Genomic DNA, 16,969 nt, shown 5'->3' with positions numbered 1-16,969 from the left:
GACCCCCGCCGCGTACATTTCTGGATGTCGATAGAAAGCGGCCCGGGTGCGGCTGAATGAAAACCACATCTTCGGAACATGGCTGGAGAACGCCGTGATTTCTGCCCGTGACTCGGACGTGTCGCCCGTGGAGACGGTGAATATGATCGTCCCGGTAAATGTCGGCCGCGGACGATTCCGGTTGCATTTGACCGGCCCCCGCAGGGGGATGCGCGAGGTCCTGGAGGAGCTCGCCGTCCTGCAGTGCCTCGCCGATGACGAGGCGACCCTGCTGGAGGATCTCACGCCGATCCTGTACATCAACGATGTCGTGCTCGCCGACGTCCTCGACGCGGGTGGACCGGCGGCACCCGCGATCCCCCTGGTCGACCTGCTCCGCTGGGCGGCCGCGAGCCGGACGTCGCGCCGGGCCTTCGCCATCATGGAGACCGCCTTCGCCGACGCGAGCGACGACGAGGTGGTCCGCCTCATCAGGTCGGCCGACTTCCCGTGGGTCCGTGACCTGATGGAGTCGGTGCTGACCGATCTCGACGGGCGGGCGGCAGCGGCGCGCAGCACGATCGCCGGGCTGATGCCCGCGCACGTGGCGCCGCTGCTGGTCGACGCGGTGCCTTACGAGTGGCGGGCCGCCGGTGAACTGCCCCGGGCCTCGGCGAGCCTGGCGAGTTGCAGCCAGACCCGGTCGAACGCGTAACCCTTGGCGGCCAGGCCCATCGCGAAGGTGGAGGTGTCGGTGAGCCCGGGCGCCACTGCCGTCTCCAGCACGTACACCTGGTCGTCCTGGTCGACGATGAGATCGGTCCGCGACAGGTCCCGCAGGCCCAGCGCCCGGTGGGCGGTCAGCGCGGCCCGCGCGACCGCCTGCTCCGCCCGCTCACTCAGGCGGGCCGGGCAGAAGAACTGGGTCGCTCCCGCCGAGTAATGGGCGGCGTAATCGTAGATGCCGCGCCGCGGGACGATCTCGACCGCCGGCATCGCCACCGGCCCCTCGCCCAGGTCGACCACGCCGACGGCGACCTCGACACCGACCACGGCCCGCTCGATGAGTGCGGTGTCGTGGTAGGCGAAGCAGGCCATCAGCGCCGCGGGCAGCTGGTCGGCGTCCCGGACCTGCGTGACGCCGAAGGCGGATCCGCCGGCGCGGGGCTTGACGAACAGGGGCAGGCCGAGCCGCTTGAGGATCAGTGACATCAGCGGGGCGGCGCCCAGGTCGTGAAAGGCCTCCCGGGGCAGCGTCACGGATGCCGGCGTGCCGAGGCCGGCCTTGACGAGCAGCGCCTTCGCCAGGGGCTTGTCGAAGGCGAGCCGGCAGGCCTCCACCGACGCGCCGACATAGGGCACGCCGACCAGTTCCAGCACCTCACGGACGGTGCCGTCCTCACCGGGGTTGCCGTACAGGACGGGCAGTACCACCGACGGTGGGTCGGCGATCAGGGAGGCCATCAACTCGGTGCCGAGATCGCCGAACTCCACGTCCACGTCGAGGCCGCGCAGCGCCTCGAGCACCCGCCGCCCGGACCGCAGCGACACGTCGCGCTCGGGGGAGAGCCCGCCGGCCAGCACGAGAACGCGACCAAGCTCCGACATCAGTGCACTCCAAGGGATCAGGCGCCCGTTGTTGAGAAGAACGTGCGAAAGGAACGTGTGCCAGAGGTACGCGCGCTGATGGGCTCCGCCGGCCGGGTGGCCGACGGAGCCTCGTCTTCACCGATCACGCACCGCGCGGACGCGTCAACGCCCCGCCAACTGCTTCATCCGGCTCACCTCGGTGATCGGAAAATCGAAATAGGTGTCCGGGTACGGCTCGTCCCGCAGCGTGTAGTGCCACCACTCGCAGTCGTAGCGGACGAAACCGGATTCCTCCATGATGGAGCAGAGGTGCTGGCGGTTCGCCGTCTCGGTCGGCGTGATCCCGGCGGCACCGTGATGGGAGACGGGGTCCATCAGGTCGTGGTCACCGCCCATCGGCGCGAGCTCACCGGTGGCCAGGTGATAGAGCGTCAGGTCGACGGTGCTGCCGCGGCTGTGACCCGACTTGGCGGCGACATATCCCAGGTCGAACATCTGTGCCCGCTCGATGTTCGGATAGTGCCGCAGTTTCGTCCGGCCGTCCTCGGGCTGCTGCGACCAGCGCAGGAAGCAGTCCACGGCGCGCTGCGGACGATACCCGTCCCAGAGCAGCAGGCCGAAGCCGCGAGCCTCGGCCGCCTCCTGCGCCCGGGCCAGCGCCGCGCACAGCGCCGTGGTGCCGACGATCCGGTTGGCGTGGTAGCCGTCCACGGGCTTGCCGGTGAAGTTGTCCCAGGTCGCGTACTTGGCGTCCCACCGGATGCCGGGTACGACGTCATCGACGAAGACGAAGTCCTTGTTCATCGAAGCTGTGCTCATCGGAGTTTCCCGGTCAGCGCGAGCGAGATCATCCGGTCGATCACCTCGCTGAGCGGCAGCCCGGCGGCCGCCATCATCCGCGGGTAGCGGCTGTAGGAGGTGAGCCCGGGCAGGGTGTTGACCTCGTTCAGGACGACGCTGCCGTCCTCCTTGAGGAACATGTCGACCCGGGCCAGACCCCGGCATCCGAGGACGCGGTAGATGGCCTTGGCCGTCTCCTGCACGAGCGAGCGCGACTCCGCCGGGATGTCGGCGGGAACGATGAACGAGGAGTTCTCCGAGCCGGTCTCCGGCGAGCTCTCCTGGTGGATCCGGAAGAAGCCGTGGGAGAGGGCGACCCGGTCCACCTCGCCGGCGATCAGGTCCTCGTCGTTGCCGAGGATCGAGCAGCCGATCTCGCTGCCGATCACGGCCGCCTCGATCAGGATCTTCGAGTCGTACTGCCGGGCCTCCTCGACGGCGCTCGGCAGCTCGTCCGGGCCGTTCACCTTGGTGACGCCGAAGGACGAGCCGGAGCGGGCCGGCTTCACGAAGACCGGATAGGTGAGCTGCTCGGGATCGGGCAGCTCGTCCGCCGAGACGACCCAGAACTGGGGTGTCGCGATGCCGGCGTTGCCGACCACGGCGTAGGTCAGGGACTTGTCCATGCACACCGCGGAGCTCTGGATGTCGCAGCCGACGTAGGGGATGCCGGAGAGCTCCAGCAGGCCCTGCATCGCACCGTCCTCGCCGAGCTTGCCGTGCAGCACGGGCAGGACCAGGTCCAGGCTGATCGTCTCGTATCGTCCCGGCTCCAGGACCAGCAGCCCGTGCACGCCACGGTCCGGGGACAGCACTGCCGGACGGGTGTTGCCGTCCTCCCAGTCCGGGCCGGGGGCGTCGCAGAGCTTCCACGCGCCGTCACGGGTGATGCCGATGTAGAACGGCTCGTACTTGTCGGTGTCGAGGGCCTTGGCGACCTCCACCGCCGACTTGATGGAGACGGGGTGCTCCTCGGAGACGCCCCCGAAGATGATTCCGACTTTCAGCTTATCCACGCTGATTCCTACTCTCGAAGGTCAGGCAGTTGACGAGGGAGTTCTCCACGGTGTCGCTCAGGGCGTGGTCGGTGAAGTAGGCGGTGTGCGGGCTGACCAGCACGTTCGCCATCTCCTGCAACGCCAGGAGCGGGGAGCTCGCGATGGGCGTGTCCCGGCGGTCGGCGTAGAAGACGCCTTCCTCGCCCTCGACCACGTCCAGCGCGGCACCGCCCAGCCGGCCGCTGGTCAGGGCGTCGACGAGGGCCTCGGTGTCGAGGAGCGGGCCGCGGCCGGTGTTGACGACGTACGCCCCGGGTTTCATCAGCGCGAACCGCCGGCGGTCCAGCAGATGATGGGTGGCCGGGGTGAGCGGGGTGTGCAGCGTGACGATGTCGCTCTGCCGCAGCAACGTGTCGACCGGTACGTACTCCACCGAGGTCTTCGGCCGGTTGTCGTTGGCCAGGATCCGGCACCCGAAGCCGCGCAGCCGGTCGATGACCGCCACGCCGATGCGCCCCGTCCCGATCACGCCGACGGTCAGGTCGCGCAACTCCCTGCCACGCGTCTCGTGCAGCCGGTAGTCGTGGGCGTCGGTGCGGCGGATCATGGATTTGGCGTTCCGGATCGCCATCAGGATCAGCATCAGGGTGTAGTCGGCGACGCTGTCCGGTGAATAGGCGACGTTGCCCACGGTGATGCCGAGGCCGGCCGCGTATGCCACGTCGATGTGGTTGTAACCGATGCTGCGCGTCGACACGTACTCCACGCCGGCTCGGCTGAGCGCGAGGAGCGTGTCGTTGGTGATCGGGGTCTTGTGGCTGACGCTGACGCATCGGTTACCGACGGCGAGGTGGCTGTTGGCCTCGGACACGGGCTCGTCGACGAGCGTCGGCAGCACGCCGAGGCGCGGGGCCAGCGCCCGGAACAGATCGGCCTCGTCCGGCCCGCATCCATAGATGGTGATCCCGGTCGCCGGGACGGTGGCGGGAGTGCGGGACCTCAGCGACTGGCCGCCGGCTCGTGCTGGTGCTGTCGCTAGCTCGCTGTAGGTCATACCCATCAGTCAAGGCAATGGGGTGTTGCCAGCGCGTATGTGGTTTTCGATACGCGGGCGATATATTACCGGCCAGTAATATCCGGCCGCGTAGCGGTACGCCTGCCGACCGTGATCGGCGCCCTCGGCCGCGCCCTTCTCACGGCTCCCGCATCCCGGTCCCGCCGGACACCGTCACCCCCACCCGGGTGACCGATCGACGTCGCGCATGTCGCTTGATCGTTAGCGCACCGGAAGCACGAATCACGGCGCGTGACCGTCCCGCGCCGACATCCGTCTACGGGAGAGGACCCCATCATGGACTCGAACTCGGTGCGTGGCGTCGACAGGAGGCGACTGCTCCGCTGGGGTGGACTGGCCGCGGCCGGGGTGGCCTCGGCCGGTGTCTCGCTGGCCGGCACCTCGTTCGCCGGTACCCGGGAACGGGTCGCGCGGGCGCCGGGCGCCTCGCCGGATCCGGACCGGATCCCGCCGGCCACCCTGCCCGGCGGGGCGTACGACAGGTACCTGGCGGGGCTGGCCGCCCAGGGCAAGTTCTCCGGCGTGGTGCTGCTCGCACACCGGGGCCGCACGGTGCTCTCCCGTGCTTACGGCCTGGCCGACCGGGAGCGCGAGATCCCGAACAGCGAGGCCACCGCGTTCAACCTCAGCTCGGCGGGCAAGCCGTTCAGCGCGGTGGCCGTGCTGCAACTGGCGCAGCAGGGCCGGCTGCACCTGACGGACCCGGTGGGCCGGCACCTGACCGGCTTCCCCAAGGACGTCGCCGAGCGGGTGACCATCCACCACCTGCTCACCGGGACCTCCGGCCTGTACCTCGGCGCCCAGGACCGCGACCGGGTCTTCCGCAGCCGGCGGGAGGTGCACGACTACTACGAGCGCCGCGCCCGGCAGGCGAGGTTGCGGGGGATCCCGGGCGCGCCGTCCACCGTGCACGCGGAGCCCGACGCCCTGCTTCCCGCGCTGATCGTGCAGGCGGTGACCGGCAAGACGTACTGGGACCACGTCGAGGAGAACATCTTCCGCCGCTGCGGGATGACCGGTGCCGGGTTCTACACCACGGCGCAGTGGCTCACCGACCCGCGGCTCGCGCACCCGTACATGACGGTGACCGGCGGCGCGACGGTGGACGCGGTACGCCATCTCGACCAGGGCAGCCCGAGCCCGTACGCGCTCGGCGTCAACCCGGGCCGGGTCTTCATCGACGCGCCGGGTGACGGCGGCTTCGCCTCGGCGCGCGATCTGGCCCGGTTCGCGGGTGCGCTGACCGGCGGCAAGCTGTTGAACCGGCCGTGGACCGACGTCCTCCTCGCGGCCCGGACACCACTGGGCCCGGTGACCTTCGGGGCGTACGGCATCGTCATGGACATCGTCGACGGCCAGTGGGTGTACCAGCGGTCCGGTGGCAACCCGGGGGTGGGCGCCAACTGGAGCGTCTATCCCCAGACCGGCTGGACCGGTGTCATCCTCAGCAACGCCGAGGGCGTGCCGCTGCAGGACATCATCGCGCGGGAGACGCAGGCGGTCACCGGGGCCGCCCCGATGGCCGGGGCGGGCGGCTGACCCGGCCGGGGCACCGGAGTTACCGACGGGTCACATATGGTCGGCGTATCGAAAAGCGCATACGTGGCCGCAACATCGGGTGGCCTTTACTGCACGGCGTGACCTATGGCCGAGCAGCCGCCGTGCATCGCCTTCCCACCAGCGGGCCGCCGCCCGCCGTCGATGCGGCCGGGTGGCTGTCGCTGCGGATCGCCGGCGCCAGCTCCGCCTGGGCATGATCCCGCTCGGCCTCGGCGCGATCGCCGCGGTCCCCGGCGGGACGGTCGAGGAAACGGGCGCCGTACCGGCGACCGCTCGATCGTGCCCGTCGGCCGGCGCGCCGAGCCGGGCGGGTTGTTCGCACGTGCAGCAGGAATCTGTTCACGGGAGGAAGGACCCTTCGTGACCACCCCCATCCCGACCCGGCTCGATCCGGGCACCGCAATGACCGACGAGCAGCGCGCCGCGTTCGAGCGGGACGGTTTCCTCGTCGTGCCCGGCGTGCTCTCCGACGACGAGGTCGCCCACTACGCGGCCGCCGTCGACCGGGTCTACGAGGAGCACGCCGCCGCCGGCAAGCTCGCCGCCGACCGGTCGCTGCACAAGCTCAACGCTGTCGAGAGCTGCCACGAACTCGCGCCGCTGCTCGACCATCCGAAGGTGTTCGGCCTGGTCTGGTCGATGCTCGGCTGGAACGTGCACATGTACCACTCGCACCTCGACGTGCACCCGCCGCTGACCGAGAAGAAGCCCTTCCGGTTCGAGTGGCACCAGGACGGCGGCCGGCAGAACCGCGAGATCGAGACGGACCCGCGGCCGCGGCTGTCGGTGAAGCTCGCGTACTGGCTGTCCGACGTCTCGGAAACCGGGCGGGGCAACTTCCAGGTCGTGCCGGGCAGCCACCTCACCAACTGGATCGCCGGCCCGCCGCGCCGGGACGTCGAGTGGCCCAACCCCGACGGCGCGATCGAGGTGACCGCCAACCCCGGTGACGCGGTCTTCTTCGACAGGCGTATCTGGCACGCCCGCTCGAACAACTACTCGGAGATCACCCGCAAGGGCGTCTTCTTCGGGTACACGTACCGCTGGGTGCGCAGCCGCGAGGCGATGTCGGCGGACCTGCCCGGCCTCACCCCGGTGCAGCGGCAGCTGCTCGGTCTCGCGGACGGCGACGGTGACCACGCCTGGGGCCACTACCCGGACCAGGTCCCGCTGCACGGGCTGCTCAAGGAGAACGGCCTGCTCGACCCGGACTACCCGCCGCTGAAGCCGTAACACCCCGCTCACGCACGGCCCGGCCGCTCGACGGCCGGGCCGTGCGCGAGCGTGTGGTCACAGCCTGTATCGCCGGCGTATCGAAAATCGCATACGCACCGGCAACACGAGCCGACCTTGACTGGAAAGCATGAACTTCCACGATGCAGTTTCCGGCGGTGATCAGGCATGATCCCGCTCAGTCTCGAGGAGATCGCCACGGTGGTCGCTGGGACCGTGGTGGGGGATCCCGCGGTGACGGTGACCGCTCCGGCGGTGCTGGACGGGCGGGAGGCCCAGCCGGGCGGCCTGTTCGTCGCGTTCGACGGTGAGCGCGTCGACGGTCATGACTTCGCCGGTCAGGCCGGTCGGGCGGGTGCCGTCGCGGTGCTCGGTTCCCGGCCCACCGAGCTGCCCACCGTGGTGGTGCCGGACGCGCAGGCCGCCGTGCAGGCGCTCGCCCAGCATGTCCTCGGCCGCCTGCGGGACGGGCTGACAGTGATCGGGGTGACCGGCTCGCAGGGCAAGACCAGCACCAAGGACCAGTTGGGAGCCGTGCTGGCGAGCAGCGCGCCGACGATCGCCACGATCGCCAACCGCAACAACGAGCTCGGGGTGCCGCTGACCATCCTGCGCGCCGGACGGGACACCCGGTTCCTGGTCATCGAGATGGGTGCCCGGCACGTCGACGACATCGCCAAGCTCACCTCGCGGTACCCGCTCGACGTCGCCGTCGTCACCAGCGTGGGCAAGGCGCACCTCGGTGAGTTCGGTTCCCGGGAGGCGATCGCGAAGGCCAAGGGCGAGCTGGTGCAGGGGCTGGTGCCCGGCGGGACAGCCGTTCTCAACGCCGATGATCGGCGGGTGGCGGCGATGCGTTCGCTGACCGACGGGCCGGTGGTGACCTTCGGCTACGGCGACGCGGACGTCCAGATCCGTGACCTCACCCTGGACCGGCTCGGCCGCCCGTCCTTCACGTTGCACACCGGCGCCGGCTCCGCCTCGTTCACGCTGCCCTTCGTCGGGGCGCACCAGGCGATCAACGCGGCCGCGGCGACTGCCGCGGCGCTGGCCACCGGCGTGACGCCGGACGCGTCCGCGGCGGCGCTGGCCACCGCCTCGCTCTCCAAGTGGCGGATGGAGCGGCACGACCTCACCGGCGGCGTGACGCTGCTCAACGACTCCTACAACGCCAGCCCGGACTCGACCCGCGCCGCCCTCGACGCGCTGCTCGCCGTGCAGGGCGGCCGCCGCATCGCCGTGCTCGGCGAGATGCTCGAGCTCGGCCAGGCCAGCGAGGCCGAGCATCGTGCCGTGGGCGAGTACGCCGCCGCCCGGGCCGACATGGTGATCGCCGTCGGCGAGGCCGTGCGCCCGCTCGCCGCCGGAGCGGGGGAGCGAGCCGTGGCGCTGGCCGACAACGACGCCGCCATCGGCTGGCTGCGCGACCACCTCGCCGCCGGCGACGTGGTGCTCGTCAAAGCCTCCCGCGGGGCGCGACTCGACCAGGTCGCCGCCGCGCTGGTGTGACGGGAACGCCGCCGGAAACATATCGCCGGCATATTGAAAATCGCATACGTGCTGGCAACACCGGCCTCTCTTCACTGTGCGGATGGGTTACAGCGAGCCGGGGCGAACCGTCGATTCTCAGGTCACGTCGCTGCCGTCGGAAATCACGATCTACGGCTGCGGCGAGGACGAGGCTGTCCTGTTCCGTGCGCTGGCGCCGCGCTTCGGCGTGCTGCCGACGATCACCGAGGCGGCGGTCTCCGAGGCCAACGCGGAACTGGCCACCGGGACGCGCTGCATCAGCGTCAGCCACAAGACCCAGGTCACCGACCGGACGCTGCTCGCGCTCAGCCGGGTCGGGGTGCGCTACATCTCCACCCGCAGCATCGGCTTCAACCACATCGACGTGGCGTACGCGCGCAGCGTCGGCATCTCCGTGGGCAACGTCTCCTACTCGTCGGACAGCGTCGCCGACTACACGCTGATGCTGATGCTCATGGCGGTGCGGCACATGAAGTCCATGCTCCGTCGCGCGGACGCCCACGACTACCGGTTGCCCGACAGGCGTGGCCGGGAGCTGCGCGACCTGACCGTCGGCGTGGTGGGCACCGGTCGTATCGGGTCGGCGGTCATCGACCGGCTGCGCGGCTTCGGCTGCCGCATCCTGGCCCACGACACGCGCCGGGGGACGTCGGTCCGCTACGTGCCGCTCGACGAGCTGCTGCACGAGAGTGACATCGTCACCCTGCACACCCCGCTCGTCGCCGACACGCGTCATCTGCTCGACCGCCGGCGCATCGCGCAGCTCAAGCACGGCGCCGTCGTCATCAACACCGGACGTGGCGCGTTGATCGACACCGATGCCATCATCCCGGCGCTGCAGAGCGGCCGGCTGGCCGGTGCGGCACTGGACGTCGTCGAGGGTGAGGAGGGCATCTTCTACCACGACTGCCGGAGCAAGCCCATCGCGAGCACCGCCGTGGCGCGTCTGCAGGAGATGCCGCACGCCATCATCAGCCCGCACATGGCCTTTCATACCGATCACGCGCTGACCGACACCGTCGAGAACAGCATTATCAATTGTTTGAACTTCGCGAACGGCCGATGAATGGAGCACCGGCATCGCCTTTGGTGCCGGTGTCCGGCCGCCGGATGCGCGCCGCCGGCTTTATCGGAAGATCATTTTTCGGTACGCGATAAGAAAGCGCTCTCGCCGTGAGCGTACCGGGCGCCGCCGATTGTCCAAGGTGATTGTTTGGACAGCGGCGGTGCGAAAGTAATGTCCCCAGGGAATGGCCGAATAGTGCGTTCCCGTTGGAGGGCATTGCATGTTCTTGCGCCTCGCGGCTCTCGCCGCCATCGTGTTACCCCTGACCTCTCCGGTCACCCCCACCCAGATACGGCCGGACTGCGCCTGGACGCAGTGGGGGCAGAGTGCCGCGCACACCGGGCACTCCTGTGCGCCGGGCCAGCGGAACCTTCAGCTGGTCGAGCACATGGTCGTCGATCCCTTCGCCGAGCAGGAGGCCGGGGAGTCCCAGTCCGGGAGCTACATCCCGGTGCACCTCCCCGCGCCCCTGGTGGACGGCGAGGGCAACGTGTTCGTCCTGAAGAAGGGCGGCTCGTACGTCAGTTGTGATCCGCCCCGATCGGGGCGGCCGGCTCCCTGCGGGCGGGATGTCGGAAACCTGCGACGCGAGACCTGGTCGATCCAGGCATCCCGCTGGCGGGCCGGCCGCCTGGTGCCGGCCTGGTCGTTCACGTCGGACTGGAAGCCCAGCGCCATCGTCGGGCGGGAGAGCCTGTTCCAGTCCGCGATGAGCCGGACCTCGGTCTACGTGCCCGGCTCCGGCGGCACCGTGTTCCAGCTGGACAAGAAGGACGGCCGGGTGATCCGGCGGATCAACCCGTTCGGCGGCGCCGTCGATCCCGCGGCGTTCACCCCGGGCGCGCTCACCCTCGACGCGGACGGCACGCTGCTCTACAACGTGGTCCGCCGCGAACGGACCGCGAGCGGGCTGGACGACGTGCACGGCTGGCTGGTGCGGGCCACCCCGGGCGGGAAGCTCAGCACGGTCGACTACCGCACGCTCATCCCGGGCGCACCGCGGCCCACCGACCTCTGTTACGAGGAGTTCACCGAGGACCTGCCACTGCCACCGCCGCCGAAGCCGGACGGCTCACTGGCGAAACCCGTGCGGTCGCCGTGCCTCTCCCAGCGTGCGGCGTTCGGTGTCGCGCCGGCGGTCGGCCCGGACGGCGCCGTGTACACCGTCACCCGCGCGCAGAACGTCGCGGGCGGCCACAACTACGGGTACCTGGTCGCCCTGAACGCCGACCTCACCCTGCGCTGGGCCACGTCGCTGCGCGGCATCCTGAACGACGGGTGCGGCGTGCTCGTCCCCTACGGCACCGGCCCCTTCGACTGCCGCGCCGGCGCGCCCCGCGGTGTCGACCCGTACACCAACCTGCGACCGGCCGCCGGCGTGGAGGACGAGAGCACGGCGTCGCCGGTGGTGCTGCCCGACGGTGCTGTCGTCTACGGGACGCGGAACTTCTACAACGTGCAGCGCGGCCACCTGATGAAGTTCGACAGCCGCGGCCACTACCTGACCAACTACGACTACGGCTGGGACATCACACCGGCGGTGTACCGGCACGACGGCACGTACTCGCTGTACGTGAAGGACCTGCACTACGACGGCGGCGCGCAGTACATCACCCGGCTGAACGCCGACCTGAAGCCGGAGTGGTCACACGCCGAGACCGAGACCAGGACCTGCGAACGGCTCCCGGACGGCACGGTGAGCTGCGTCGACGAGGGGCAGCACCCGGACGGCTTCGAGTGGTGCATCAGCGCGCCGGCCGTCGACCGCGACGGTGCGGTCTACGGCCTGTCCCAGGACGGCAACTTCTACGTCATCGACAGCCGTGGGCAGCGGCGCGAGAAGGTCTTCCTGTCCAAGACCATCGCGTCCGCCTACACGCCCGTGTCGCTCGACTCCCGGGGCCGGGTGTACGCGCAGAACAACGGCCAGCTGTACGTCCTCGGGGGGAAGTGACAGCGGGCTCGAGTCCCGCCACGTCAGCGGGCCGGCCACACCAGGTGGTGCGGCCGGCCCGCGGTACCGAGCACCCGGCCCCGCCCGGTGCTCCCGGAGCCGATGGAGGAGAACCGATCTTGTCCGAGGACGCTGACCGTGGGCACCTCACCCACCTGGCCGTCGACCGGCGGGCTCTGCTGCTGACCGCCACCAGCCTGGCCGGTCTCGCCGGATGCACGGCGATCGAGGGGGCCGGACCGAGAAGGACGGACCCGCCGGCTGTGGCGGCCGCCGCACCCGGGCGCCAAGCCGGCGTGGTGACGCCCTCGTGCGCCGCAACGGAGTTCGTGGCGTTCGACGTGACAGCCCGGGACGCGGGGGAACTCGCCGAGGCGCTCCGGGCGTTGAGCGCACCCGTCTCCGGCGCGACAGTGACGATCGCCGCGGGCGCCTCGCTGTTCGACGGCCGGTTCGGCATCGAGCGGCCACGCCGGCTGACCCGGATGCCGTCCTTCCCCAACGACGCGCTCGATCCGCGGTGGTGCCACGGCGACCTGCTGGTCCAGATCGGCGCGGAGACCCGGGAACCGATAGCGGCGATGCTGGCCGGCGGGTTCCCGCATCTCACGCCGCGGTGGCGGCTGGCCGGCACGCACCGGCAGCGCAACCCGCTGGGATTCAAGGAGGGCGCCGGGAATCCCGACCCGGAGAACGGCGAGTTGATGGACCGCTGCGTATGGGTCCAGCCCTACGACGACGAGCCGGCCTGGTGCGTGGGTGGCAGCTACCAGGTGGTGCGGCTGATCCGGCTGGCCGTGCCGGCCTGGGACGCGCAGCCGGCCGCCGTCCAGGAACGGGTCATCGGGCGGCACAAGAACACCGGAGCGCCTCTCGGCGAGTCCGGCGAGCGCGACCTGCCCCGGTTCGCGGCCGACCCGCGCGGCGCGGTCATCCCGCTCGACGCCCACATCCGGCGGGCCTATCCGGACACCGGCCGGGAACGGCCGATCCTGCGCCGTGGCCATGCCTACCGTCTCGCCGGGACGGACACCGGCCAGATCTTCGTCTGCTTCCAGCGCGACGTGGACCAGGGTTTCGCCGCCATCCAGCGCCGGCTCGCCGGCGAGGCGCTGGAGAGGTTCGTCAAGCCGTTCGGCGGTGGCTACTACTTCGTCCTGCCCGGCGGCGCCGGTTTCCCCGGGCAGGCCATGCTGGCGTGACAGGCCTCACTCGGGCGAGCGGCGGGGCGCCGGCGGCAGGCGCCGGCCATCGCGCTCCGGCGGCGGGGCCGCGGGCAGCCGCACCGTGACGCGCAGACCGCCGCCGTCGCGGGGGGCCAGGGTGAGGGTCCCGTCGTGGGCGGTGACGATGGCCTTGACGATCGCCAGGCCGAGCCCCACGCCGGCGTGGTCCGCGTGGATCCGCTCGGTGCCGCGCTGGAACGGCTCGGTGAGGGTCGAGATCAGCTCCGGGGTGAGCTCCTCACCGGTGTTCTCCACGGTCAGCGCCACGCTCCGGTCGTGCAGGGCGGTGGTCACCCACACCGACCCCGCTTTGGGCAGGTTGTGGACTATCGCGTTCTGCATCAGATTGGTGGTCAGCTGCAGCAGCAGGGCCGGTGAGCCGAGCGCGTGGGCGAGGTCGCCGGACGTCTCCACCGTGGTGTCGCACTTCTCGGCGAGGGGCAGGAGGGTCTCGGTGGCCTCCTCCGCGACCAGCGACAGGTCGACGCGCTCCGGCTCGAAGGAGCGCTGGTCGGCCCGGCTGAGCATGAGCAGCGCCTCGGTGAGGGCGATCGCCCGGGAGTTGACGGCGTGCAGGCGGTCGAGGAACTCCTCGGTGAGGTGACTCGGATCCTTGCGGACCACGTCGAGCAGGGTTTTCGTGATCGACAACGGGGTACGCAACTCGTGCGAGGCGTTGGCGGCGAACCTCTGCTGCTCGGCGACGTGCGACTCGAGCCGTTCCAGCATGGTGTCGAAGGCGTCGGCGAGCTCGCGGAACTCGTCGCTGTGGCCGGGCATCCGGATGCGGTGGGACAGCGATCCGGTGCCGGCCAGGCGGGTGGCCTCGGTGATGCGGGTGACCGGGGAGAGCATCCGGCCGGCCAGGATCCAGCCGCCCAGCAGACCGAACACCAGCAGGAACACCATCACCTCGGCGGCCCGCGGCGCGAAGGCGCTCAGCAGGTCATGGCGGCTGGGACCTTGCAGGATGAGATCGTCGGCACGATAGACGGTCCCGCCGAGCGTGTCCAGCGGCGGGGGATGGGGCTGGTCGGGCACATAGCGCAGGAGGAAGACCCAGACGACGGCCAGCAGCAGCGCGCCGGCGAGCATGAGGAACCCCGCGTAGCTGAGAGTGAGTTTGAGGCGGACACTCCAGCCGGGAGCCCTAGCCACGGTCGCCGCCGCCGTCGTCCTCCGCCTCGGGCTGGGCACTGATGCGGTATCCCACTCCGGGCACGGTGGCGATGATCCAGGGCGTGCCGAGGCGTTTGCGCAGCGCCGAGACGGTGATGCGGACCGCGTTGGTGAACGGGTCGGCGTTCTCGTCCCAGGCCCGCTCGAGCAGCTCCTCGGCGCTGACCACACCGCCCTCGGCGCCGATCAGGACCTCGAGAACGGCGAACTGCTTGCGGGTGAGCGGAATGTACCGCCCGTCGCGGTAGACCTCGCGCCGGAACGGGTCCAGGCGCAGGCCCGCGATCTCGCGCACCGGCGGCCGGCTGTGCGCGCGGCGACGGTCCAGCGCCCGCAGGCGAAGCACCAGCTCGCGCAGCTCGAACGGCTTGGTCAGGTAGTCGTCGGCGCCGATCTCGAACCCGGACGCCTTGTCGTCGAGCCGGTCGGCGGCGGTGAGCATGAGGATCGGCATCCCGCTGCCGGAGGCGAGGATGCGCCGGGCGACCTCGTCGCCGGACGGGCCGGGGATGTCGCGGTCGAGCACGGCGATGTCATAGGCGTTGACGCTCAACAACTCCAGCGCGGTGTCACCGTCGCCGGCGATGTCGGCGGCGATCGCCTCCAACCGCAGGCCGTCGCGAACGGCTTCCGCCATGTAGGGCTCGTCCTCCACAATCAACACGCGCACGGTCCGATGGTACGAGGCGTCCCTTATCGTCCGCCTATCGGAATTCCCATACGTGCCGGCAACAGCACGTTGGGTGAGCTGACCGGCATGAGTCGTATCCGGACAGCCCGCACCACGACCCGCGAGACCACCGGACCAGGCGTCGTCGGCCTCGCCGCCGTCGCGCTCGTCCTCGGCATCCTGGTGTCCCTGTCGGCAGGCTTCACCGGGGTCTCGATCGGCGACCTGGTGCACGGTCGCGGCGGCCCGGTGGCCGAGGGCGACGGTGGTCTCCCGGACAGCGCGACGGTGTTCGACGACAGGTATCCCGGTGTGGCCAACCTCGACCCCGAGCTGCTCCACGCCCTGCGGGCGGCCGCGGCGGACGCCGCCCGGGCCGGGGTGACCTTCCAGGTCAGCAGCGGCTGGCGGGCCCGGGCGTACCAGGAGCGGCTGCTGCGTGAGGCGAAGGTCAAGTACGGCTCGGAGCGGGAGGCCGCCCGCTGGGTCGCGCCGGCGGACAAGTCGGCTCACGTGGCCGGCCACGCGGTCGACCTGGTGTCCTCGGACGGCGGGGCCTGGCTGGCGGCGCACGGCGCCGGTTACGGGCTGTGCCAGATCTACCGCAACGAGCCCTGGCACCACGAGCTGCGGGCCGCCGCGATCGAGCACGGTTGCCCGGCCATGTACGCCGACGCCAGCGAGGACCCGCGGATGCGCTGAGCGACCGGTACGCGCGTCACCTGATCGTCCCGCGCCGCGTCCAAGCGTCGGAAATGCTCGCTTGGACCGTCTCGTAGACATCGAGTCGGATCAGCATGATGAGGATCGCTGATCTCACGTGTCGTGAGGCGAACGCGCAGGAAAGGATCAGGTTGATGAGTGATTTGAGGGAGTCCGACGACGTCTATCGTCGTTTCCAGCTGATCGTCAACGGCCCGGCGCTGTTCAACGCGGTTGTGACCGGCGTCGAGCTGGGAGTGTTCGACTTCCTCTCCGGCCGCGGCACGGCAACCGCGGCAGAGCTCGCCGGGTTCACCGCCATGGAGCCGCACAAGACCCGGGTGCTGCTGCTCGGCCTGACCGCGTCCGGCCTGGTCACCAAGACCGGCGACGAGTACGCCAACCACCCGGTCGCCGAGCAGCTGCTGGCCGCCACCGGCCCGGAGAGCTGGCGCCACATCCTGCGCAGCTGGAAGACGCTGTACTACCCGGCCTTCTACCACATGACCGCGGCGCTGACGGCCGGCACGAACAGCACCATCAGCGCGCACGAGGGCACCGAGGGCACGCTGTACGAGCGCCTGGCCCACGACCCGGAGCTGGCCGAGATCTTCCACTCCGCCATGTCGGCGTTCACCCTGCAGACCATGCCCGGCCTGCTGGACCACCTCGACGTCGCGAACAGCCGGCACCTGCTGGACGTCGGGGCCGGCGCCGGCACGAACTGCGCCCACCTGCTCGGCGCCCACGACGGTCTCACCGCCACGCTGCTCGACCTGCCGAACGTGATGGACATGGCCAAGACCGGGCTGCCCGGCGATCTCGCCGGCCGGGTCAACTTCTGCTCGGCCGACATGCTCGCCGACCCGTTCCCGGCCGGCGCCGACCACGTGCTGTTCAGCCACGTCCTGGACACCGTCTCGGCCGAGCAGGCGCAGACCCTGGTCAGCAAGGCGTTCGAGGTGCTGCCGCCGGGTGGCAAGGTCTCGGTGTACGGCTTCAGTGCCGCCGACGACGAGGTGGGTGGCCCGCTGGCCGCCCGGCTGTCGCTCTACCTGAACATCCTGGCCACCGGCCGGGGGATGGCATGGCCGGTGCCCGAGATCGAGGGCTGGCTGCGGCGGGCCGGCTTCACCGACGTCACGGCGATCGGCGACCTGCCTTTCGAGCACGCGCTGGTCGTCGGCACCAAGCCGTAGCAGAACCCCTCCCGCGACTCCGTCTGGCCCCGGCCGGGCGGAGTCACCACCGTGCGCCGAGTCTCGTCGCGGCGAGGCATTCCGCCGCGATCCGGATCGGAGACCGGCCTCGTGGTCGACGACGTGCCGGTCAGCGCGTCCTGACCCCGGCCGGGGGAGTGAGCCGCC

15 protein-coding genes are annotated in these 16,969 nt (G+C 70.6%); 9 read left to right on the top strand and 6 right to left on the bottom strand.

Features of this window, described 5'->3' with window-relative positions; all coding sequences use genetic code 11:
- Positions 1–208 precede the first annotated feature (208 nt).
- A complete protein-coding gene (locus tag Actob_RS32540; RefSeq protein WP_284915691.1) occupies positions 209–694 on the top strand; it encodes a hypothetical protein in 486 nt (161 codons plus the stop codon).
- On the opposite strand, the gene Actob_RS32535 is transcribed toward Actob_RS32540, so the two are convergent.
- From Actob_RS32535 to Actob_RS32520, 4 genes are all read right to left on the bottom strand, one after another.
- Positions 613–1,587: a D-alanine--D-alanine ligase family protein gene (locus Actob_RS32535; protein ID WP_284915690.1), complete on the bottom strand. Its 975-nt coding sequence runs from the start codon at positions 1,585–1,587 to the stop codon at positions 613–615. The genes Actob_RS32540 and Actob_RS32535 overlap by 82 nt on opposite strands.
- A gap of 144 nt (positions 1,588–1,731) precedes the next feature.
- A complete protein-coding gene (gene vanX / locus Actob_RS32530; RefSeq protein WP_284922415.1) occupies positions 1,732–2,373 on the bottom strand; it encodes a D-Ala-D-Ala dipeptidase VanX in 642 nt (213 codons plus the stop codon).
- 11 nt (positions 2,374–2,384) lie between these two features.
- A complete protein-coding gene (vanA, locus tag Actob_RS32525) occupies positions 2,385–3,425 on the bottom strand; it encodes a D-alanine--(R)-lactate ligase (RefSeq protein ID WP_284915689.1) in 1,041 nt (346 codons plus the stop codon).
- Positions 3,418–4,461 carry a D-isomer specific 2-hydroxyacid dehydrogenase family protein gene (locus Actob_RS32520; RefSeq protein ID WP_284915688.1) on the bottom strand — a complete coding sequence of 348 codons (1,044 nt, stop codon included), beginning with the start codon at positions 4,459–4,461 and terminating at the stop codon, positions 3,418–3,420. The genes vanA and Actob_RS32520 overlap by 8 nt, the downstream gene beginning before the upstream one ends.
- Before the next feature lie 297 nt (positions 4,462–4,758).
- On the opposite strand from Actob_RS32520, the gene Actob_RS32515 reads away from it, so the two are divergent.
- From Actob_RS32515 to Actob_RS32490, 6 genes are all read left to right on the top strand, one after another.
- The gene (locus Actob_RS32515; protein WP_284915687.1) at positions 4,759–6,021 is read left to right on the top strand and encodes a serine hydrolase domain-containing protein; all 1,263 of its coding nucleotides are present in this window, start codon (positions 4,759–4,761) and stop codon (positions 6,019–6,021) included.
- Positions 6,022–6,402: 381 nt separating this feature from the next.
- Entirely contained in the window at positions 6,403–7,275 is an 873-nt protein-coding gene (locus tag Actob_RS32510) for a phytanoyl-CoA dioxygenase family protein (RefSeq protein WP_284915686.1), read from the top strand.
- A 168-nt stretch (positions 7,276–7,443) separates the two neighbouring features.
- Positions 7,444–8,784 carry a UDP-N-acetylmuramoyl-tripeptide--D-alanyl-D-alanine ligase gene (locus tag Actob_RS32505; RefSeq protein ID WP_284915685.1) on the top strand — a complete coding sequence of 447 codons (1,341 nt, stop codon included), beginning with the start codon at positions 7,444–7,446 and terminating at the stop codon, positions 8,782–8,784.
- An 82-nt stretch (positions 8,785–8,866) separates the two neighbouring features.
- Entirely contained in the window at positions 8,867–9,871 is a 1,005-nt protein-coding gene (locus tag Actob_RS32500) for a D-isomer specific 2-hydroxyacid dehydrogenase family protein (protein ID WP_284915684.1), read from the top strand.
- Between the two features lie 220 nt (positions 9,872–10,091).
- Positions 10,092–11,825, top strand: a complete 1,734-nt coding sequence (locus Actob_RS32495; RefSeq protein WP_284915683.1) for a hypothetical protein — start codon at positions 10,092–10,094, stop codon at positions 11,823–11,825.
- Between the two features lie 119 nt (positions 11,826–11,944).
- Complete coding sequence (locus Actob_RS32490) at positions 11,945–13,027, top strand: Dyp-type peroxidase (RefSeq protein ID WP_284915682.1); 1,083 nt, start codon at positions 11,945–11,947, stop codon at positions 13,025–13,027.
- A 6-nt stretch (positions 13,028–13,033) separates the two neighbouring features.
- Here Actob_RS32490 and Actob_RS32485 read toward each other — a convergent pair whose 3' ends face one another.
- Positions 13,034–14,209, bottom strand: a complete 1,176-nt coding sequence (locus tag Actob_RS32485; RefSeq protein ID WP_284915681.1) for a sensor histidine kinase — start codon at positions 14,207–14,209, stop codon at positions 13,034–13,036.
- Positions 14,202–14,900 carry a response regulator transcription factor gene (locus Actob_RS32480; protein ID WP_284915680.1) on the bottom strand — a complete coding sequence of 233 codons (699 nt, stop codon included), beginning with the start codon at positions 14,898–14,900 and terminating at the stop codon, positions 14,202–14,204. The genes Actob_RS32485 and Actob_RS32480 overlap by 8 nt, the downstream gene beginning before the upstream one ends.
- Positions 14,901–14,987: 87 nt before the next feature.
- Between Actob_RS32480 and Actob_RS32475 the strand changes: the two genes are divergently transcribed.
- Positions 14,988–15,602: a D-alanyl-D-alanine carboxypeptidase family protein gene (locus Actob_RS32475; RefSeq protein ID WP_284915679.1), complete on the top strand. Its 615-nt coding sequence runs from the start codon at positions 14,988–14,990 to the stop codon at positions 15,600–15,602.
- 155 nt (positions 15,603–15,757) lie between these two features.
- Positions 15,758–16,801 (top strand): methyltransferase, encoded by a 1,044-nt coding sequence (locus Actob_RS32470; RefSeq protein WP_284915678.1) that lies wholly within the window; start codon positions 15,758–15,760, stop codon positions 16,799–16,801.
- Positions 16,802–16,969 lie beyond the last annotated feature (168 nt).

The sequence above is a fragment of the Actinoplanes oblitus genome, from assembly GCF_030252345.1.
Lineage (GTDB): Bacteria > Actinomycetota > Actinomycetes > Mycobacteriales > Micromonosporaceae > Actinoplanes > Actinoplanes oblitus.
The sequence above is the reverse complement of the archived record's forward strand: the minus strand, read 5'-3'. Positions and strand labels throughout refer to the sequence as shown.